Source organism: Vibrio marisflavi CECT 7928 (genome assembly GCF_921294215.1).
Classification (GTDB): domain Bacteria; phylum Pseudomonadota; class Gammaproteobacteria; order Enterobacterales; family Vibrionaceae; genus Vibrio; species Vibrio marisflavi.
In genome coordinates this window covers 2,293,158-2,312,599 of record NZ_CAKLDM010000002.1, presented here as the reverse complement: position 1 = coordinate 2,312,599, position 19,442 = coordinate 2,293,158, and the positions used below count along the sequence as shown (strand labels likewise).

At 43.6% G+C, this 19,442-nt stretch carries 16 protein-coding genes; 15 read left to right on the top strand and 1 reads right to left on the bottom strand.

The window, feature by feature from the left end; all coding sequences use genetic code 11:
* The first annotated feature begins 19 nt into the window (after nucleotides 1-19).
* The 10 genes from L7A31_RS17320 to acpS all read left to right on the top strand — a co-directional run bounded on the left by L7A31_RS17320 (nucleotide 20) and on the right by acpS (nucleotide 8,695).
* Entirely contained in the window at nucleotides 20-595 is a 576-nt protein-coding gene (locus L7A31_RS17320) for a sigma-E factor negative regulatory protein (protein WP_237363021.1), read from the top strand.
* A gap of 60 nt (nucleotides 596-655) precedes the next feature.
* Nucleotides 656-1,687: a sigma-E factor regulatory protein RseB gene (gene rseB / locus L7A31_RS17315; protein WP_237363020.1), complete on the top strand. Its 1,032-nt coding sequence runs from the start codon at nucleotides 656-658 to the stop codon at nucleotides 1,685-1,687.
* Nucleotides 1,684-2,154: a SoxR reducing system RseC family protein gene (locus L7A31_RS17310; protein WP_237363019.1), complete on the top strand. Its 471-nt coding sequence runs from the start codon at nucleotides 1,684-1,686 to the stop codon at nucleotides 2,152-2,154. Before rseB ends, L7A31_RS17310 begins: the two co-directional genes overlap by 4 nt.
* Nucleotides 2,155-2,339: 185 nt before the next feature.
* On the top strand, nucleotides 2,340-4,133 hold the full coding sequence (gene lepA, locus L7A31_RS17305; RefSeq protein WP_237363018.1) for a translation elongation factor 4: 1,794 nt from the start codon (nucleotides 2,340-2,342) through the stop codon (nucleotides 4,131-4,133).
* A gap of 94 nt (nucleotides 4,134-4,227) precedes the next feature.
* Nucleotides 4,228-5,124 (top strand): signal peptidase I, encoded by an 897-nt coding sequence (gene lepB / locus L7A31_RS17300; RefSeq protein WP_237363017.1) that lies wholly within the window; start codon nucleotides 4,228-4,230, stop codon nucleotides 5,122-5,124.
* Between the two features lie 34 nt (nucleotides 5,125-5,158).
* Nucleotides 5,159-5,836, top strand: a complete 678-nt coding sequence (rnc, locus tag L7A31_RS17295) for a ribonuclease III (RefSeq protein ID WP_237363016.1) — start codon at nucleotides 5,159-5,161, stop codon at nucleotides 5,834-5,836.
* Nucleotides 5,829-6,791: a GTPase Era gene (gene era / locus L7A31_RS17290; protein ID WP_237363015.1), complete on the top strand. Its 963-nt coding sequence runs from the start codon at nucleotides 5,829-5,831 to the stop codon at nucleotides 6,789-6,791. Before rnc ends, era begins: the two co-directional genes overlap by 8 nt.
* Before the next feature lie 62 nt (nucleotides 6,792-6,853).
* Nucleotides 6,854-7,582 (top strand): DNA repair protein RecO, encoded by a 729-nt coding sequence (gene recO / locus L7A31_RS17285; RefSeq protein WP_237363014.1) that lies wholly within the window; start codon nucleotides 6,854-6,856, stop codon nucleotides 7,580-7,582.
* Entirely contained in the window at nucleotides 7,579-8,310 is a 732-nt protein-coding gene (gene pdxJ, locus L7A31_RS17280) for a pyridoxine 5'-phosphate synthase (protein WP_237363013.1), read from the top strand. The genes recO and pdxJ overlap by 4 nt, the downstream gene beginning before the upstream one ends.
* 4 nt (nucleotides 8,311-8,314) lie before the next feature.
* The gene (gene acpS, locus L7A31_RS17275) at nucleotides 8,315-8,695 is read left to right on the top strand and encodes a holo-ACP synthase (protein ID WP_237363012.1); all 381 of its coding nucleotides are present in this window, start codon (nucleotides 8,315-8,317) and stop codon (nucleotides 8,693-8,695) included.
* Nucleotides 8,696-8,712: 17 nt separating this feature from the next.
* On the opposite strand, the gene barA is transcribed toward acpS, so the two are convergent.
* The gene (gene barA / locus L7A31_RS17270; protein WP_237363011.1) at nucleotides 8,713-11,520 is read right to left on the bottom strand and encodes a two-component sensor histidine kinase BarA; all 2,808 of its coding nucleotides are present in this window, start codon (nucleotides 11,518-11,520) and stop codon (nucleotides 8,713-8,715) included.
* Nucleotides 11,521-11,724: 204 nt separating this feature from the next.
* Here barA and rlmD point away from each other — a divergent pair, with 204 nt between their 5' ends.
* The 5 genes from rlmD to eno all read left to right on the top strand — a co-directional run bounded on the left by rlmD (nucleotide 11,725) and on the right by eno (nucleotide 19,393).
* Entirely contained in the window at nucleotides 11,725-13,041 is a 1,317-nt protein-coding gene (rlmD, locus tag L7A31_RS17265) for a 23S rRNA (uracil(1939)-C(5))-methyltransferase RlmD (protein WP_237363010.1), read from the top strand.
* 60 nt (nucleotides 13,042-13,101) lie between these two features.
* On the top strand, nucleotides 13,102-15,321 hold the full coding sequence (gene relA, locus L7A31_RS17260) for a GTP diphosphokinase (protein ID WP_237363009.1): 2,220 nt from the start codon (nucleotides 13,102-13,104) through the stop codon (nucleotides 15,319-15,321).
* A 69-nt stretch (nucleotides 15,322-15,390) separates the two neighbouring features.
* The gene (gene mazG / locus L7A31_RS17255) at nucleotides 15,391-16,203 is read left to right on the top strand and encodes a nucleoside triphosphate pyrophosphohydrolase (protein WP_237363007.1); all 813 of its coding nucleotides are present in this window, start codon (nucleotides 15,391-15,393) and stop codon (nucleotides 16,201-16,203) included.
* 173 nt (nucleotides 16,204-16,376) lie between these two features.
* Nucleotides 16,377-18,017, top strand: a complete 1,641-nt coding sequence (gene pyrG / locus L7A31_RS17250; protein ID WP_237363005.1) for a CTP synthase — start codon at nucleotides 16,377-16,379, stop codon at nucleotides 18,015-18,017.
* Nucleotides 18,018-18,091: 74 nt separating this feature from the next.
* Complete coding sequence (gene eno, locus L7A31_RS17245; RefSeq protein ID WP_237363004.1) at nucleotides 18,092-19,393, top strand: phosphopyruvate hydratase; 1,302 nt, start codon at nucleotides 18,092-18,094, stop codon at nucleotides 19,391-19,393.
* Nucleotides 19,394-19,442 lie beyond the last annotated feature (49 nt).

Below are 19,442 nucleotides of genomic sequence, written 5' to 3'. Positions count from 1 at the left end.
AATAGAAATGGTGGAAATAATGGCTGACAAAGAAAAACTTTCAGCACTCATGGACGGAGAGATGATTGATAAGTCTCTGATTTCGGAATTAGAGAATGATCAAGAGGGTATTCAGTCGTGGAAAAACTATCACTTAATAGGTGATGTTATGCGCGGTGAGGCACCTGAAAAACCAGAATGGAATATTGCTGAGAGTGTAGCTTTAGCTTTAGAAAATGAGCCAGCTCATAACCCTTTGCACTCTGATAAAGTCTTGAACCTAGAAGATGCGAAGTTAGAAGCGCAACCGAAACCTGCCTCTGCACGTCGACGCTTACCTAAATGGTTGTCTCCGTTTGGGCAAGTGGCTGTCGCTGCTAGCGTAACGCTCGCTGTTGTAATGAGCATTGGTGGCCAGCCATCGGGTTCATCTAGCGACCCCTCTGTACAAAGTACGAATAAATTGCAAACTATGGCATTTGGTACCACATCGCCAGCGAGCTTTACCTTGGGTAACGAAGGTAATCAAGCTGCATCTCAATACAAGATGAACGTTATTCGTGGTTATAATAATGACCTAGAGAAGCAAATGTTGATGAGAAGTCAGTCAAACTGATCTTTGTTCAGCGATAAGGAATACGCACTAAACTTATGAATACATTAAACTGGTAGCCGAATGAAGAAGTCTTTAATTTGTGCACTTGTTATCTATTGTTTTAGCTCGGTGGCAGCCTATGCTGCTGAGAACCCTTCGGTTAAGGCTTTGCTAAGTGAAATGAGCAAAGCTAGTCAACAGCTAAACTACCAACTGTCTTACATCGTTATCAATCGTAATACTATTGAGCCACTTCGTTATAGTCATGCGGTTGAGAATAATGTTCAGCTTGCTCACCTTGTTTATTTGAGTGGGCCAATGCGAGAAATTATTCGTAGAGGTGGTGAAGTTAGCTACATCGACTCAAGTTCAGAGCCCTTTACTATTCGGGCTAATTATATGGTTGCTCCGACCATCCCATTGTTGAACAGCAATATAAATGAGCTGAGCAAGTACTACGACTTTGTCCTTTTAGGTAAAGCTCGTGAGGCTGGAGCAACTTGTCAGGTTCTGCGTGTGGTATCTAAAGATGGTATGCGCTACTCGTATGTTCTATGGGTGGATGAGAAAACAAAACTTCCTCTAAGAGCTGACCTAGTTGATAGGGATGGCGACATTTTAGAGCAATTTAGAACTATCTCTCTTGCTGTAGGTGATGGCGTATCTAAGGCATTGGGCGAGCTGCAAAACGTCCAGCTTCCTCAAGTGTTGTCTTTACCTCAAGGTAACCTTACGCACACTTATTGGAAAGTGAGCTGGGTTCCCAATGGTTTTAAACCTGAAGAGCTCAATCGTTATAAGCTATCAGGGACAAACCAAATGGTAGAAAGCCAGCTTTACTCAGATGGTTTGTTTGACTTCTCAGTCTATGTTTCAGATAGGAATGATCAGTCATTAAAGAGCCAGCTTGTGCGTCAAGGTCGTAGGTCTTTGCAAATATATGTAAGTGGCAAAAATGAGGTGGCTGTGATTGGTGATATTCCACCTGAGACGGCACTTCGTATAGCTCGCTCAGTGAAGTTTTCTCCCGTAGCCGCCAAAAAAGTGGCTGATTCGAACGCAGTAAATAATAGCCCTGAAACTGACGTGGCTCCGGAGAGTAGTTCGCAATGATGACTGCTTTAGCAACTGTCAGTGCAGTAAACTCCACTGGCAAAGGTTATGACGTAGAGCTCAGTTGTGAGCAGCAAACCAGTTGTTCCAGCTGCTCATCTCAAAAAAGCTGTGGAACTGGAGTTGTCAGTAAAGCGTTTGGTAACAAAACATTGTTCTGGCAACTTGCCACAGATAAAGCCTTAAAGGAAGGGCAGGTTGTCGAAATCGGCTTTCCAGAAAAAAGCTTACTTTGGTCTGCCTCCGTCGTTTATCTAACTCCACTGTTTATGCTGTTTGTTGGTGCATTGCTTTCTCAGTGGGTTTTAGTGCCAATATTTGCAACGGGTGAGGGCGTTACCATTTTAACTTCCGCACTATTTCTTTTCTTAGGGATTTTACTGGCTAAAAGGCTTTCTCATCGCGCCGAGCAAGATTCAACACGAGAAGTTGTGTTGCTTCGAGTGCTCGGTAAGCCTATTGGTTAGCTTCAATGGTTTTAACCGCTCAGAGCAATCGAGAATTGTTCCAGAGGGTTTAAATTTTGTGATGTTGAGGTTAATTCGTGCGTATTGGTGAGAAATTGGGTAGAATCTGCCAACCTGTATAAAATGCCGCGTGATTGCGGCATTCTAGTTTCTTTTAATGCAACGAGTTTAGTTACGCCAATCCTATGAAGCACATTCGCAACTTTTCGATTATCGCCCATATTGACCATGGTAAATCCACTCTTTCTGATCGCCTAATTCAAGTCTGTGGAGGACTGAGTGATCGCGAGATGGAAGCACAAGTATTGGATTCAATGGATCTAGAACGTGAGCGCGGTATTACTATCAAAGCGCAAAGTGTGACTTTGGATTATAAAGCCAAAGATGGTGAAACTTATCAGCTTAACTTCATCGATACTCCAGGACACGTAGACTTTTCTTATGAAGTTTCTCGCTCGCTAGCTGCATGTGAAGGTGCATTGCTAGTGGTCGATGCTGGTCAAGGTGTAGAAGCACAGACCCTAGCAAACTGCTATACCGCAATCGAAATGGACCTAGAGGTTGTGCCAATCTTAAACAAGATCGATTTGCCAGCCGCTGAACCAGAGCGTGTGGCTGAAGAAATCGAAGAGATTGTTGGCATCGACGCGATGGAAGCCACTCGCTGTTCTGCGAAAACAGGTATTGGTGTTGACGATGTATTAGAAAACATTGTCTCGTCGATTCCTTCTCCAGAAGGCGATCCAGAAGCACCGTTGCAAGCACTTATCATTGACTCTTGGTTTGATAATTACCTTGGTGTTGTTTCTTTGGTGCGTATTAAAAATGGTGTATTGAAGAAAAACGATAAAATTAAGGTGATGAGCACAGACCAAGTTTGGGGTGTTGATCGTCTGGGTATCTTTACGCCAAAACAATTGGATACGACAGAACTTAAAACCGGCGAAGTAGGTTGGGTTGTTTGTGGTATCAAAGACATTCTTGGTGCCCCTGTGGGTGATACGCTGACTCTTGCTAAGCATGGTTGCGAAGAAGCCCTTCCTGGCTTCCAGAAGGTTAAGCCGCAAGTTTATGCTGGCCTATTCCCAGTCTCGTCTGATGATTACGAAAACTTCCGTGATGCGCTCGGTAAACTGAGCTTAAACGATGCATCGCTATTCTACGAGCCAGAAAACTCAGCAGCACTAGGCTTTGGTTTCCGCTGTGGCTTCTTAGGCATGCTGCATATGGAAATCATTCAAGAGCGTTTAGAGCGTGAGTACGATCTTGATTTGATAACTACTGCGCCGACAGTAGTTTACGAAGTTGAAAAAAACGATGGGGAGCTATTGTACGTTGATAGCCCAGCTAAACTACCTGCAGTAAATGACCTAGAAGAAATTCGAGAGCCGATCGCGCGTTGTAATATTTTGGTTCCATCGGAATACTTGGGCAACGTGATCACTTTGTGTGTTGAAAAGCGTGGTGTTCAAGTTGATATGGTTTATCACGGAAACCAAGTCGCAGTGACCTACGATATTCCAATGGCTGAAGTTGTATTGGACTTCTTTGATCGTCTGAAATCGACTTCTAGAGGCTATGCATCTCTAGACTACAACTTCCAACGTTTTGAAGCATCAAATATGGTTCGCGTTGACGTATTGCTTAACGGTGACAAGGTAGACGCGTTGGCTATCATCACTCATAAGGACCAAGCGCAAAGTCGTGGCCGCCTGTTAGTTGAGAAAATGAAAGAGTTCATTCCTCGTCAGATGTTTGATATCGCAATTCAAGCAGCAATTGGCAACCACATCATTGCCCGTTCAACAGTTAAGCAGCTCAGAAAGAACGTTATTGCTAAGTGTTACGGTGGTGATGTGAGTCGTAAGAAGAAGCTACTGAAGAAACAGAAAGAAGGTAAGAAACGCATGAAGCAGATTGGTAACGTAGAATTACCACAAGAAGCTTTCCTAGCGATTCTTCATGTAGGTAAAGATTAACAATTAAGTTAAAAGTTTTACTGATGAATTCTCAATGAAAGTGGCTGGTTTTCCCGGTTCACTTTCATTTTCATATTGAATGTAAGGACAATCAATGGCTAATACTTTTTCAATCATACTCGTCATTGTCACATTAGTGACTGGTATCGTATGGGCGTTCGAAAAGTGGGTATGGAGTAAAAAGCGTTTAGAAAAACTCAAACAGCTAGAGGAACAATCTAGTGATTTGGATGAGCAAACGTTTAAGAAGCTTAAGACTCAGCCATGGTGGATAGAAAACAGCGTGGCGATTTTTCCTGTCATTGCATTTGTTCTTATTTTACGTTCTTTCATCTATGAGCCATTTCAAATCCCATCAGGTTCAATGATGCCAACGTTACTCGTAGGCGATTTTATTTTGGTGGAAAAATTTGCTTATGGGCTAAAAGATCCTGTTTGGCATCATCAACTTGTAGATACTGGTGAGCCAAAACGTGGTGATATTGCTGTTTTCCGCTACCCGCCAAATCCTAGCATCGATTACATTAAACGTATCGTTGGCCTGCCTGGTGATGTGGTGCGTTATAACAGCGATAAAGTATTGTGTATCCAGCCTAAAGGTGCCTCTAAATGTACTGATGTGGTGGATTCCAATGTGCATCAAAGCCGCTTTGTTCAAGGTGGCGTGCACTTAATCGAGAAAACCGAGCATCTTGGTAAAGTTGAGCATCATATTCTGATTAACCCTTTGCGCAGGGACAGGATTTATGAGTACCAACCGCGTCCAGGTGTTGATGAATGGGTAGTACCACCTGGTGAGTATTTTGTAATGGGCGACAACAGAGACAATAGTGCAGATAGTCGTTATTGGGGTTTTGTGCCAAAAGCAAACTTAGTGGGTAAAGCGGTAGCGATTTGGATGAGTTTTGAGTTCGATCGTAGCCCGAATAGCATTTTGCCTTCTTGGGTACCTACGGGTGTTCGATTCAATCGTATCGGTAGTATTAAATAGTCTAACTGGGTTAGACAGTAACAGTTGAGAGAGTATGACTTCTCCTATTAGTAAATTAGAAAATAAGCTCGGCTATCAGTTTAATAATGCTGAGCTTATTCATTTGGCGCTGACACATCGTAGTGCCAATAGTAAGCACAATGAGCGTCTTGAGTTTCTGGGCGATTCAATTTTAAGTTTTGTAATTGCAGATGCGCTTTATCATCGCTTCCCTAAAGTAAATGAAGGGGACATGAGCCGGATGCGTGCGACTTTGGTTAGAGGGCATACGCTTGCTGAACTAGGTCGTGAATTTCAGTTAGGAGATTACTTAAAATTAGGTCCAGGTGAGCTTAAAAGTGGTGGGTTTAGGCGAGATTCGATTCTAGCTGACGCAGTTGAAGCCATTATTGGTGCTATCTATCTAGACAGTGATGTTGAGGCGGTAAGAGCAATTATACTTAGCTGGTATACGACTCGCCTCGAGTCTATCAAGCCGGGTGTTTCGCAGAAAGATCCTAAAACACGTTTGCAAGAACACCTGCAAGGGCGAAAAAAGCCGCTTCCTGTGTATACCGTAACCAAGATAAAAGGTGAGGCTCATAATCAAGAGTTTACCGTCTCTTGTGATGTGGTCGACTTAAAAGAGGCTATTATTGGTATAGGAACAAGCCGTCGCAAAGCTGAGCAAGCGGCAGCAGAATCAGCACTAGAGAAGTTAACCAATGTCTGATAAAGATTTCGATATTGATGCGTATTTCGCATCGCATGGCGAGGCGAGCTCTCCAGAAAACCAACACTGTGGATTTATTGCCATAGTGGGACGCCCGAATGTGGGTAAATCGACACTACTGAACAAGATTCTTGGTCAGAAGATTTCAATTACGTCTCGTAAACCACAAACGACACGTCATAGAATCATGGGCGTCGATACTGATGGCGATTATCAAGCTATTTATGTAGATACTCCTGGGCTTCATATCGAAGAAAAGCGTGCCATTAACCGTTTGATGAACCGCGCGGCAAATAGCTCCCTAAGTGATGTTAATTTGGTGTTCTTTCTAGTCGATGGTACTCAATGGACCAAAGACGATGAAATGGTACTGAATAAGCTAAGCAAATCGAACTTCCCAGTCGTACTCTGTGTAAACAAAGTCGATAACGTGCAAGATCGTAATGATGTGATGCTACATATGATGGAAATGTCCAAGAAAATGGACTTTGTCGATGTCGTGCCAATTTCGGCAAAACACGGCAAGAACATCGAAGTATTGCACAAGCATGTTCGTGAGCACTTACCTAAAGCTACGCACCACTTCCCTGAAGAGTATGTAACAGATCGCTCTCAGCGCTTTATGGCTTCTGAAATCTTACGCGAAAAGCTTATGCGTTTTACCGGCGATGAGCTTCCGTACTCAGTGACTGTTGAAATTGAAAGATTTGACTATAATCCTGAAACTGACGGCTTTCATATCAATGGGTTAATCTTAGTTGAACGAAGCGGTCAAAAGAAAATGGTCATTGGTAAAGGTGGCGAAAAAATCAAGACCATTGGCCGTGAAGCTAGGCTTGATATGGAAGAGTTGTTTGGTCGTAAAGTGTACCTAGAGACTTGGGTCAAAGTGAAGTCAGGTTGGGCTGATGATGAACGAGCCCTTCGTTCACTCGGATACATTGACGATCTTTAAAGAAGTCACTACAAAAAGAGAGTCGTATAGGCTCTCTTTTTGTTTGAATCGAGGACAAGTTATTGACTGAGGATCTGCAGCGCTGTTTTATATTAAACCGTCGACCTTACAGTGAAACTAGCTTAATTCTTGATGTATTTAGTGAAGAGCAAGGTCGGGTTTGTATTCTTTCCAAAGGAGCAAGAAGCAAGCGCTCTGCTCTTAAAGGCGCTCTTCAGCCATTTACGCCTTTGTTAATGAAGTGGTCGGGCAAAGGTGAAATGAAAACTTTGCGACAAGCAGAGTCTATCAGCCTAGCTATGCCCCTCAGCGGAATTAACCTCTATTCAGCTATGTATCTAAATGAATTGGTGGGTCGAGTGCTCTCTGCTGAAGTACCTATGCCTGCTTTGTTTCATGATTATTTAGCTGCGCTTACTGAGCTTGCACAGTGCGAGAACCCAGAGCCAGCGTTACGTCGCTTTGAGCTGTCTTTGCTGCATGTGATGGGCTATGGTGTTGATTTCTTTTCTTGTGCTGGTACTGGCAATTCTATTGAAGCCGGTATGACTTACCGCTACCGAGAGCAAAAAGGTTTTATTGCTTCTGTGCGAAAGGACAATTTAACTTTTCTTGGTGATGAGCTTATCGCCATGGGAGAGCGGCGCTTTGTTAACAAAAACCAACTAAAAGCTGCAAAACGCTTTACTCGCATAGCCTTAAAGCCGTATCTTGGCGGCAAACCATTAAAAAGTAGGGAGCTGTTCAGTACACATACTGCCGCTTCCAAATTACGGAGTACCCCAAAATGAGCCCAATCTTTCTAGGTGTAAACATTGACCACATTGCGACTTTACGTAATGCTCGCGGCACCAAATACCCTGACCCAGTTCATGCGGCAGAAATTGCAGAAAGAGCTGGTGCAGATGGTATTACTATCCACCTCCGTGAAGACCGCCGCCATATTGTAGATAGAGATGTCCGCATTCTTCGTGAAACTCTACAAACTCGAATGAATCTAGAAATGGCAGTAACAGATGAGATGGTTGAGATTGCATTAAAAACTCAACCTGACTTTGTTTGTCTTGTTCCAGAAAAACGTGAAGAGCTTACTACTGAAGGTGGTCTTGATGTTGTTGGCCAATTAGAGAAAGTTAAGGCAGCAACTGAGAAGCTTACAGCTGCAGGCATTCGAGTATCTCTGTTTATCGATGCAGATAGAGAGCAAATCGATGCGGCAAAAGCATGTGGAGCACCGTTTATTGAACTGCATACAGGCCATTATGCTGATGCAGAAAATGAAGACGAAATGCAAGATGAGCTAAAGAAAATTGCAGCTGCCGCGAGTTATGCCAACGACCTAGAAATTACCGTAAATGCTGGGCATGGTCTAACCTATCATAATGTAGCGCCTATTGCGGCGTTACCAGAAATTTATGAATTGAATATTGGTCACTCGATTATTGGACGTGCAGTATTTGATGGGCTCGCAAAAGCTGTTTCTGATATGAAAGAGGTTATGGACGCAGCGAGGAGATAAGTAAATGGCTATTGTTGGCATAGGTACAGACATTGCGGAAATTGAACGATTCGAACGAGCAGTAGAGCGTTCTGGTGAATCTTTCGCTCGTCGAATACTTACCGATTTTGAGCATGCTACGTATGTAGACCTGAACAACAAAAGCCGTTTCCTAGCTAAACGCTTTGCTGCTAAAGAAGCCGCTTCAAAAGCTTTAGGTACAGGTATCGCATCTGGTGTAACTTTCCAAGATTTTCAAGTATCAAACGATGCCAGAGGTAAGCCTATTTTAACGCTTACTAACAAAGCGAAAGAAATTGCTGACCAACTAGGAGCGACGAATTTTCATTTGTCGCTCTCAGATGAACGACACTATGCGGTCGCGACAGTGATTTTTGAGTCTTAGGCTTAGTTATAGTTCATTCAAACTAAGAACTCTGCCGAACGTTCGCTGACTTTATCAATCTCATCTTGTAGTTCGAAAAGTTCAGGCTCGATGTCTTCGACGCTAGAGCCTGAGCGCAATGCTTGCTCTATTGTTGCGCACACCGATTTCAAGCGTGGAACGCCACTATAGGCGCAACTACCGTGCAACTTGTGTATGTAATGCAGCAGATCATCTATGTTCGCTTGTTCAGCGTTTGATAGAGAATTCTCAATGATCGGGGTAACTTCGGGGAAGTAATCTATCAGCATCTTCAACATGTCTTTGGCTAGATCTTCTTTGAAGGCTGATTGCTTCAACGCCAGTTGCCAATCGATCACTTGGTTTGCGGAACTGGACTCCACAACGTTTTGAACTTGTTCTTGCGGCTTTTCTTCCGGAGCAGGTGCTACGCTTTTCTCACCTGTAGCCATCGAAGCTGATTGGTTGCTCCAATAAGCTAAGGTTTTTTGTAGGCGATTTTCTTCTATGGGCTTGGTTAGGTAGTCGTCCATACCTGCATCAAGCAGGCGAGTTCGTTCCCCGCTCATCGCATGTGCGGTGACCGCAATAACTGGCGTTTTTGCGTTAAGCTCCGTTTCCTTGATATGCCCACATGCGGTGACGCCATCCATTTGAGGCATTTGTATATCCATTAATATGACGTCAAACTTACGTTCTTTCGCTTTTTCAATGGCTTCAGGGCCGCTGGTACACACCACAACGAGGTCAACTCGCTCTTCTAGTAGCGCGCCAATCAACTTAAGGTTCGCTTTATTGTCATCTACTGCCATGACAGAGATTGGCATTTTCTCCAGTTTCTCCTGCTTAACCTGTTTAACCAATACAGGTGGTGCTATCGCTGGTTTATCAGAAGCAAGCGCTTGGAGTAGCTTTTTCTTCGGCAGTGGCTTGGTAATACAAGGGATTTGATATTTTTGAACCAAATGATCTGCAAGGGCTAAAGTCGTGCTTGGAGTACTCACAATCACGTTTGCTGCTAAGCTTTGAGCCCACTCAACTTGTTGTTCAATGAGATCAGTTTGGTGCTCAGCAGCTGGAGATAAACACAATAAAATATAGTCGAAGTGTTCATCAACTTGGGTGATTGAAGTGATATGAGTGGTGCGTATGCCGACTTGCTCAAGCTGCATTCGAGTTGCTAACGCTGCTTGAGTATTCGGCTCAATCAAGAGTAACGTTTTATCTTTAAGGACTTCTGCATGAAGTGAGTCACTCACCGGCATGTCTGTTGCGAGCATTCGTACTGTGAACCAGAAAGTTGAACCTTGGTGGAGGCGACTGGTTAAGCTGATTTCACCCCCCATTTGTGCTACGAGTTTTTGGGTAATCACGAGTCCAAGCCCCGTACCGCCATAGCGTCGAGAAATGCTAGCATCAGCTTGACTAAATGCTTGGAAAAGCTGCGCTTGCTGCCTTTCTGAAATACCAATTCCTGTATCACGAATCATAAACTGAAGCTCAACGAACTCATCTTTGTTAGAGCGCATTTCGACACTGATATCAACGTTTCCGTGTTCGGTGAACTTAATCGCATTTCCGACTAAGTTAGTCATGATTTGTTGAATACGTAGTGGGTCTCCGACTAAACCTGCCGGTATTTTTGGATCAACTTTGAGAGTGAGTTCTAAGCCTTTTTCATGGGCGCTGGTGGCCTGAAGGCTAACGACTTCTTCCAAGTTGTCCTGGAATTCAAATGGAATGTTCTCTAAAGCTAATTTACCTGCTTCGAGTTTCGAGAAATCTAAAATGTCATTGATGATGGCGAGTAAGTTGTTCGCTGATTTCTCAATGGTAAACAGGTAATCAGTTTGACTGTTGGTGAGATTAGTTTTCAGCATTTGACGAGTAAAGCCAATCACACCATTGAGCGGCGTTCGCAGTTCGTGAGACATGTTAGCTAAGAACTCAGATTTCACTCTGGCAGCTTCTTGGGCGCGTTTCTTAGCAATGTCTAGCTCAACGTTTTGTATCTCTAACTGCTCGAGGGTTTCTCGCAAATCTGATGTTGCTTGGTCAATACTGTGCTGCATTTCAATGTGGTATTCAGACAGCGAAACTGCCATCGCATTGATACCGTTTTTAAGTGCATCTAGCTCACCATGTAATTTACCCTCGATTCGCACATCTAAGTGTCCCCGCCGAATTCTATCTACCATGTTCTTCATGTGGGTGATAGGGCGGGTCACATCATGCAGTAACCTAAAGGCAAAGATACTCGATAAGCCTAGTCCTGCTAGTAGCACTAAGAAGGCGAAGAATATTTCTTGGTATTGCTGCAAACGTAAAGATGAAAGGTCGAGCTCAACCGCTATATAGCCCAAAGCTTGGTTTGGGCCAGCTTGGCCAGACAGGTTTGAGATATAGCCACCTTCGGCCAATATTGGCGCCCGGAGTATTAGTGTATTGTCATGCAGCTCAGAGGTGCCAACCAAAGGTATCGGTTTATCCTTTGGAAACGTCAATTCTTGGAAGTTTGGATGAAAGTTTGAGGTAACAAATAAATCGTGGTTGTAATCAAAAACGGCAATACTGCGAACAAACTTAGAGTTCTTACGATGAGCGTAACTGATTAATCGGCGGACAGATTCTCGGTTTTGAGTTTTAAGACCTTCTGCACTGGCTATTGCAAGCGGCTCGATGATGCTTAAGCCTTCGTTGATCACTTGCTTTTCCAGATCGTGATATCTGCTGAAGGAAAAAAAGGCACTCAAAAGCAAGCCAATAATTAATGTTGGCGCAAGAGTGAGAGTAATTACGCGGGCGCGTAAGCCGTATCTTGTCATTATTGTCTAAACATCATCTCTTGGATATGGGAAAATAGCGCTCTATGGCCTAAACCTCTTTATCAAGAAGATACGTGGGCCTATACGAAACATTAAATTAGATGCTTAGCTTAATCAAGTTAGGGTTGTTCGACAATTAACCTAAGCTTAGCAGCAGTTAGCAGATGATTTAACCAAATTTTGATGACTATTTCAGGCAAAACCATGGCTCAATTTTTTCAACCTAAGAAATCGCAATTAAACACAAAACACCAACAAATTTTAGTTGAAAAGTTGGATCACCATGGCTCTGGTATTGGTTATTTATCTGGAAAACCACTATTTATTGACGGCGCGTTACCAAATGAAGAAGTCGTGGTTCAGTTAACAGAAAGCAAAAAGAAGTATGCTCGCGGCAAGCTAATCAAACGACTTAAATCATCTGAAGAGCGAGTGAAGCCTTTCTGCCCGTATTACAACCAATGTGGTGGATGCAACATGCAGCACCTAAGCCATGAGTCACAAATCGAATACAAACAAAGCTCGCTTACTCACCTAATGCAAGTGCCTTCAGAATCTTGCTCGAAGTTAGATTCGGCCGTAGTAGGCGAAGGTCAAGGCTATCGTCGTAGAGCTCGGATTAGTGTCTACTTCAATAAAAAAACGTCGACACTTCAATTTGGTTTCCGCAAAAAGTCGAGCAATCAAATTGTAGATGTGACGGATTGTGCGGTTTTGGATCCGCAATTAAATGCACTGTTGCCAAGTTTGAAAGAAACGTTTGAGCAATTTAGCAAGCAAGAATGTTTAGGGCATATCGAGTTGGTAAAAGCAGCCAATGCCACAGTGTTGGTTGTTCGTCATACCCAAAAGCTCACTGAGAAAGACCAAAGCACACTAACTCGTTTCGCTGAGTCGAAACAGTTGTCGCTATTTCTTATCCCAAATTCAGGCCAGCTGGTTCAGGTGACTGGTGAAAAGCCATATTACACAGAGAACAATTGCAAAGTAGCGTTTAGCCCAGACAGCTTTATTCAAGTAAACCAAAATATTAACCAACAAATGGTTAACCAAGCGATAGAGTGGCTAACTTTGAATGAGCAAGACAGAGTGCTGGATCTGTTCTGTGGAGTAGGCAATTTCAGTTTGCCTATCGCCAAAGTTGCAAGCAAGGTAGTAGGCGTTGAAGGTGTACCTGCTATGGTAGAGCAAGCCAATGCCAATGCAGATCTCAATCTTATAACTAATGCTAAATTCTTCCATGCTAACTTAGAAGAAAATATAGATACCGCTGAGTGGTCTCAGGAAAAATTTGATAAAATACTGCTCGACCCGGCTAGAGCTGGTGCTAGTGGTATAGTTGATTCGATAGGAAATCTAGGTGCTTCTAAAGTGGTTTATGTTTCTTGTAATCCCGCTACTTTAGCCAGAGATAGTCAGGCGCTTAAGCAGCAAGGTTTTCAACTCGAAAAGCTGGGTATGTTAGATATGTTTCCACATACCAGTCACTTAGAGTCGATGGCTTTGTTCGTTAAAAAATAAAATATAAACCAAGAAACTTGGTTGGCTATGAAAACGAATTAAAACAACTAGGATAGAACAATGGTCGCGGTACGAAGTGCGCATTTAACCCAAGACGAACAATTTGAAATAGAGAAATGGATCTCCAGTCTAGGGCAAGACTCTAAAACTGCTAAAAAGCTGACTGCGGTATACCGCCAATGTGAAGCCATGGTAGAGGGTCATGAAGAGGGGCCAATATTGTTGTGGCGTGGGCGAGAGATGATCGAAATACTGATTACCTTGTCTATGGATAGAGCAACATTAGTGGCAGCGCAGCTGTTTCCAATTGTGACAAGTGGTATTTACGATCGAGAGTTACTCGAGGAGCAATACAGCAAAGAAATCATTAAGCTAATTGATGGCGTTGAAGAGATGGCCGCGATTGGCCAACTTAATGCTACGTTAGAAGGCTCTGCTGCATCAGGGCAAGTCGATAATGTTCGCCGTATGCTACTCGCGATGGTTGATGACTTTAGGTGCGTGGTTATCAAGCTAGCTGAGCGAATCAGCAATCTTATTGAAGTAAAAAAAGAACCCGATGAAATACGCCGAGCGGCCGCTAAAGAATGTGCCAATATCTATGCGCCACTCGCAAACAGGCTTGGTATCGGTCAGCTTAAGTGGGAAATTGAAGATTACGCATTTCGTTATCAACAGCCCGATACCTATAAGCAGATCGCGAAGCAGTTAGCAGAAAGACGAATTGTCCGCGAACAATACATCACAGACTTTGTTGATGACCTTTCTGCTGAAATGAAAGAGTCCCATATTCAAGCGGAAGTGAGCGGTCGACCAAAACACATTTATAGTATTTGGCGAAAAATGCAGAAGAAAAGCTTGGATTTTGATGAACTGTTCGATGTGCGTGCAGTTCGGATAATCGCCGAGCGCTTGCAAGATTGTTATGCGGCATTAGGTATTGTCCACACTAAATACAAACATTTACCTGATGAATTTGACGATTACGTTGCCAACCCAAAGCCAAACGGCTATCAGTCTATTCACACGGTAGTACTTGGCCCTGAAGGTAAAACCATCGAAATCCAGATTCGAACTAAGCAGATGCATGAAGACTCTGAGCTTGGTGTTGCTGCGCACTGGAAATACAAAGAAGGCAGCAGCAGTCGAAGTGGGTACGATGAAAAAATCACTTGGCTTCGTAAGCTTATCGATTGGCAAGAAGAGATGTCCGACTCTGGCGAAATGCTTGATGAACTTCGCAGCCAAGTTTTTGATGACAGAGTTTATGCCTTTACACCAAAAGGCGATGTAGTTGATTTGCCGATGGGTGCTACGCCACTCGATTTTGCCTACCACATTCACTCTGAAGTAGGACACCGTTGTATTGGCGCCAAAGTTGCTGGCCGAATAGTTCCTTTCACTCATAAGTTGTCTATGGGTGATCAGGTCGAGATCATCACATCTAAAGAGCCAAACCCGTCTCGAGATTGGCTAAACCCGTCAATGGGCTTTGTTCATTCAGGACGAGCTCGAGCAAAGATTAATGCATGGTTTAGAAAACAGGGCCGTGAGAAAAACATCGAAGCTGGCCGAGAAATTCTAGAAACGGAACTGCAAAAAATTGGCGCGAGTCTGAAAGACGCCGATGAATATGCATTGAAGCGTTTCAACGTTAACACACCTGACGAATTGTACGCAGGAGTGGGTACTGGTGATTTACGTATCAACCAAATCGTCAATCACATTAATGCGCTAGTGAATAAACCGACAGCGGAAGAGGAAGATCAGCAGGCACTAGAGAAGCTGCAAGAGTCTGAGCAAAAAGCAGCGCCAGTGAGCCGCCCTAAAAAAGATGCGGTTGTCGTTGAAGGCGTCGATAATTTGATGACGCATTTAGCGAGATGCTGCCAGCCTATTCCGGGTGATGACATCAAAGGATACATTACTCAAGGTCGAGGTATCTCTGTTCACCGTAGTGATTGTGAGCAGCTTGAAGAGCTGAGCCTTCATGCTCCTGAGCGAATTATTGATACGGTTTGGGGAAGCGGCTTTGTAGGTTCTTACATTCTGACTATCAGGGTGGAAGCAATGGAACGAAGTGGGCTTTTGAAAGACATTACGACATTGCTTGCTAATGAAAAAATGAAAGTCACCAGTATGAGAAACCGCACTGACTACAAACGTCAGCTGGCAGTGATGGACTTTGATTTGGAAGTGACCAACGTAGAAGTATTGTCGCGAGTCACTAATCGTGTTGAGCAAATCAAAGATGTCATGTCGGTCAAAAGGCTAGGCTAGTATCCCGCTATATAGGTGTTAATTATTATGAAAGACGAGTGAAAGCTCGTCTTTTTTATAGGAAGTTTTATGAATCATCCAATTGAACAACTTGAAGACATAATGGCCCAGTTACGTGACCCAGACAGCGGTTGCCCTTGGGACAAAAAGCAAACCTTTGACACTATCATTCCACATACTATTGAAGAAACTTTTGAGGTGGTGGATGCTATCAGCAATCAAGATTGGGACAATTTGAAAGAGGAGCTGGGTGATTTATTGTTCCAAGTGATCTTTTATAGCCAGCTTGCCAAAGAAAAGCAGTTATTTGAGTTCAAAGAGGTTGTGGAAACCGTCAATGAAAAGCTGACTCGCCGCCATCCACATGTATTTGCTGACCTAGATGTGCAAGATGAAGAGCAATTGAATGAGAACTGGGAACAAGAAAAGAGAAAAGAAAAGCAGCGTTCCGGCCAGGTTGAAGAGAGTATTTTGGATTCGGTGCCTCAGTCGCTGCCAGCTCTTTCAAAGGCTAATAAAATCCAGAAAAAGTGCGCCAAAGTGGGTTTCGATTGGGCTGAATTGCCGCCTGTTGTCGATAAAGTTAGAGAAGAAATTGATGAAGTACTGCAAGAAGTCGAATCGGGTGACTCAGATAAGCTTGAAGAAGAATTGGGTGATTTATTGTTTGCGACAGTTAACTTAGTTCGGCATTTAGGTAAGGATCCAGAAGTTGCTTTGACTAAGGCGAATCAAAAATTTTCTCGTCGATTTCAATCTTTAGAGCGGTTGGTAAAAAAAGATGGTAAACATTTAGAGAATCTGAATTTGGATGAATTGGATAAAGTTTGGGATAGAGTTAAGAGCCAAGAAGATGTTAAAGGCGTGAAACATAAAGATTAAATATGTATTGATAAAATTACCTAGCTTGGGTCGATTGACAAATTGATTTGAAGCAAAAAATAATTAACAGTGGTGTGATAGATTTCACGTTGTGGCGATAAAGGGCTTCTGGTATAGTTTCATCCCGTCCAGAAGAAATCCATTTCCCTCATTCAACCAATTTCAGGTTAAACATGACGACAAATTACATTTTTGTTACTGGCGGGGTTGTATCCTCACTAGGTAAAGGTATTGCAGCAGCATCGTTAGCAGCGATCTTAGAAGCTCGCGGTCTTAAAGTGACCATGATGAAGCTTGATCCTTACATCAACGTTGACCCAGGCACAATGAGCCCAACTCAACATGGTGAAGTTTTCGTGACCGAAGATGGCGCAGAAACTGACCTAGACCTTGGTCACTACGAGCGTTTCATTCGTACCAAAATGACCAAGCGTAACAACTTTACAGCGGGTCGTGTTTACGCGGATGTACTACGCAAAGAACGTCGCGGAGACTATTTAGGCGCGACTATTCAGGTTATCCCTCATATCACTAATGCGATCAAAGATCGTGTGATTGCTGGCTCCGAAGGTCACGATGTGGCTATCGTTGAAGTAGGCGGTACAGTCGGTGATATCGAGTCTCTACCATTTATGGAAGCTATCCGTCAGCTAGCGGTTGAGCTAGGACGTGAGCGTGCAATGTTTATGCACTTAACATTGGTTCCATATCTAGCTGCAGCAGGCGAAGTAAAAACTAAACCAACTCAGCACTCAGTAAAAGAATTACTGTCTATTGGTATCCAACCAGATATTCTTGTTTGCCGCTCTGATCGTATGATCCCAGCGAACGAACGTAAGAAAATCGCTCTATTCTGTAACGTTTCAGAAAAAGCGGTTATCTCAATGAAAGATGTAGATTCTATCTACAAGATCCCTCAATTGATCAAATCTCAAGGCCTTGACGATTTAGTTTGTACTCGTTTTGGCATCAACGCACCAGAAGCCGATCTTTCCGAATGGGAACAGGTTATCTACGAAGAAGCTAACCCAACAGGTGAAGTGGTTATTGGTATGGTCGGTAAATACATCGAACTACCAGATGCTTACAAATCGGTGAATGAAGCACTTAAGCACGCAGGTCTTAAGAACCGCCTAAACGTGAAAATCAAATACGTTGACTCGCAAGATGTTGAGAGCAAAGGCGAAGAAGCATTAGCTGGCTTAGATGCGATCCTAGTGCCGGGTGGCTTTGGTGATCGTGGTATCGAAGGTAAGATCCGCGCTGCACAATTTGCGCGTGAAAACAAAGTTCCTTACTTAGGTATCTGCTTGGGGATGCAAGTAGCGCTTATCGAATACGCACGTAATGTTGCGGGAATGGAAGGCGCAAACTCTTCGGAGTTTGATAAAGAGACTAAGTACCCAGTAGTAGGTTTGATCACTGAATGGGTTGACGGTGAAGGTAAAGTTGAAGAGCGCACAGAAGCGTCTGATCTTGGCGGCACAATGCGCCTAGGCTCTCAGCTATGTCACTTAGTAAAAGGCAGCAAAGCGCATGAACTATACGGTAACACTAAGATTCATGAGCGTCACCGTCACCGCTATGAAGTAAATAATATATTGCGTCCGCAAATCGAGAAAGCGGGCTTGAAAGTGTCAGGCTTATCAGCCGATAAGAAACTGGTTGAAGTTATTGAGAACCCGAACCACCCATGGTTCGTTGCGGCTCAATTCCACCCAGAATTTACTTCCACACCACGCGACGGACACCCGTTATTTGCAGGCTTTGTAAAAGCGGCAGGTGATTTCCAGCGTGACGAGATGGAAAAATAACTAGATACAGGTAGCAGCATCTTATATGCTGCTACCCAATTGAATTGACATTTATAGAACGAGAGGAAACATTGATGTCTAAGATCGTTAAAGTTTTAGGTCGTGAAATTATCGACTCACGTGGTAACCCAACTGTTGAAGCTGAAGTTCACCTAGAAGGCGGCTTCGTAGGTATGGCTGCTGCTCCATCTGGCGCATCAACTGGTTCACGTGAAGCTCTTGAGCTTCGTGATGGTGACAAGTCACGTTTCCTAGGTAAAGGCGTACTTAAAGCAATCGCTGCAGTAAACGGTCCAATCGCTGAAGCTCTAGTTGGTAAAGATGCGAAAGATCAAGCAGCAATCGATGCTCTAATGATCGACCTAGACGGTACTGAAAACAAATCTAACTTCGGTGCTAACGCTATCCTAGCTGTTTCTCTAGCTAACGCTAAAGCTGCTGCAGCTGCTAAAGGCATGCCTCTATACGAGCACATCGCTGAGCTAAACGGCACTCCAGGCCAATTCTCTATGCCTCTACCAATGATGAACATCATCAACGGTGGTGAGCACGCAGACAACAACGTTGATATCCAAGAATTCATGATTCAACCAGTTGGTGCTAAGACTCTTAAAGAAGGTCTACGTATCGGTGCTGAAGTATTCCACAACCTAGCTAAAGTTCTTAAGGCTCAAGGTCTTAACACTGCTGTTGGTGACGAAGGTGGTTTCGCTCCTAACCTAGAATCTAACGCTGCAGCACTAGCTGCAATCAAAGAAGCTGTTGAGAAAGCAGGCTACGAGCTAGGTAAAGACGTTACTCTAGCTATGGACTGTGCTGCATCTGAGTTCTACGACAAAGAAGCTGGCAACTACAACATGAAAGGCGAAGGTAAGATCTTCACTTCTGAAGAGTTCAACCACTACCTAGCTGAGCTAGCTAACCAATACCCAATCGTTTCTATCGAAGACGGTCTAGACGAGTCTGATTGGGATGGCTTCAAGCACCAAACTGAACTACTAGGTGACAAGCTTCAACTAGTAGGTGATGACCTATTCGTTACTAACACTAAGATCCTAGCTGAAGGTATCGAGAAAGGTGTTGCTAACTCTATCCTTATCAAGTTCAACCAAATCGGTTCTCTAACAGAGACTTTAGCTGCAATCAAGATGGCTAAAGACGCTGGTTACACTGCTGTAATCTCTCACCGTTCTGGCGAAACTGAAGATGCAACTATCGCTGATCTAGCGGTAGGTACTGCTGCAGGCCAAATCAAAACTGGTTCTATGAGCCGTTCTGACCGTGTTGCTAAGTACAACCAACTTATCCGTATCGAAGAAGCACTAGGTGAGCGTGCTCCTTACAACGGTCTTAAAGAAGTTAAAGGTCAAGCTTAATTAGCAGCCTTACTATCTAATTCTAAGCGCCCCTTTTAGGGGCGTTTTT

Bases quoted from the DNA above. Each gene is read 5' to 3' on its own strand.
- L7A31_RS17320 (WP_237363021.1), top strand. From the start codon at position 20: ATGGCTGACAAAGAAAAACTTTCAGCACTCATGGACGGAGAGATGATT.
- rseB (WP_237363020.1), top strand. From the start codon at position 656: ATGAAGAAGTCTTTAATTTGTGCACTTGTTATCTATTGTTTTAGCTCG.
- L7A31_RS17310 (WP_237363019.1), top strand. From the start codon at position 1,684: ATGATGACTGCTTTAGCAACTGTCAGTGCAGTAAACTCCACTGGCAAA.
- lepA (WP_237363018.1), top strand. From the start codon at position 2,340: ATGAAGCACATTCGCAACTTTTCGATTATCGCCCATATTGACCATGGT.
- lepB (WP_237363017.1), top strand. From the start codon at position 4,228: ATGGCTAATACTTTTTCAATCATACTCGTCATTGTCACATTAGTGACT.
- rnc (WP_237363016.1), top strand. From the start codon at position 5,159: ATGACTTCTCCTATTAGTAAATTAGAAAATAAGCTCGGCTATCAGTTT.
- era (WP_237363015.1), top strand. From the start codon at position 5,829: ATGTCTGATAAAGATTTCGATATTGATGCGTATTTCGCATCGCATGGC.
- pdxJ (WP_237363013.1), top strand. From the start codon at position 7,579: ATGAGCCCAATCTTTCTAGGTGTAAACATTGACCACATTGCGACTTTA.
- acpS (WP_237363012.1), top strand. From the start codon at position 8,315: ATGGCTATTGTTGGCATAGGTACAGACATTGCGGAAATTGAACGATTC.
- barA (WP_237363011.1), bottom strand. From the start codon at position 11,520: ATGACAAGATACGGCTTACGCGCCCGCGTAATTACTCTCACTCTTGCG.
- rlmD (WP_237363010.1), top strand. From the start codon at position 11,725: ATGGCTCAATTTTTTCAACCTAAGAAATCGCAATTAAACACAAAACAC.
- relA (WP_237363009.1), top strand. From the start codon at position 13,102: ATGGTCGCGGTACGAAGTGCGCATTTAACCCAAGACGAACAATTTGAA.
- mazG (WP_237363007.1), top strand. From the start codon at position 15,391: ATGAATCATCCAATTGAACAACTTGAAGACATAATGGCCCAGTTACGT.
- pyrG (WP_237363005.1), top strand. From the start codon at position 16,377: ATGACGACAAATTACATTTTTGTTACTGGCGGGGTTGTATCCTCACTA.
- eno (WP_237363004.1), top strand. From the start codon at position 18,092: ATGTCTAAGATCGTTAAAGTTTTAGGTCGTGAAATTATCGACTCACGT.